Here is a 509-nt window from a genome sequence, read left to right as displayed (position 1 = left end):
GTATGCTCAACCTCCGTCAACGGAATCTCATCCGCCACCACAGTAACCTCCACCTTCTTGACAATACCCGGAACATGTCGATCAAGAAACTCCCGGTCCCCGGCAAAGATATGCGTGGAGATATTAGCCAGGATATGTTGCTCCAAGTTCTCCCCGGACTGAGTTTGCTGCATGTACGGCATGATCCATCGTTTTTTCCAGTCCTGCGTCATTTGACTGACATTAAGCGTCGTGCTCTGCGTAGCTTCGGGGTTGTCCATTCTCGTGTGTAAAGTGGGTGCTCGTTTGATGAATTTTTTGATCCAGTGGATAACAAGCGGTCGGAGACAGGGTATAGACGCGGTGATGAGCACCACGCCTGCTTCGACGAACATCCACCGTAGAAGGGTGACGTGGTTGGTGCGAGGGTTGGTAGAGGTCATGATGGTTGGATATTCGATAGTTTTGACTAGTGAAGCAGCCATGGGTAATACTCCCAGACTCAGGAGAGAGAGTAGAACCAGCTTGGC

The 509-nt window shown here is 50.9% G+C and carries 1 protein-coding gene; it reads right to left on the bottom strand.

The genetic code is table 11. The annotated features are described in order from the left end of the window. Positions 1 to 464 (bottom strand): hypothetical protein (locus N1031_RS20435; RefSeq protein WP_375163666.1); only part of this gene is annotated, 464 nt, incomplete at its 3' end. Positions 465 to 509 lie beyond the last annotated feature (45 nt).

This window comes from Herbiconiux moechotypicola, assembly GCF_024979255.1.
Classification (GTDB): Bacteria; Actinomycetota; Actinomycetes; order Actinomycetales; family Microbacteriaceae; genus Herbiconiux; species Herbiconiux moechotypicola.
The sequence above is the reverse complement of the archived record's forward strand: the minus strand, read 5'-3'. Positions and strand labels throughout refer to the sequence as shown.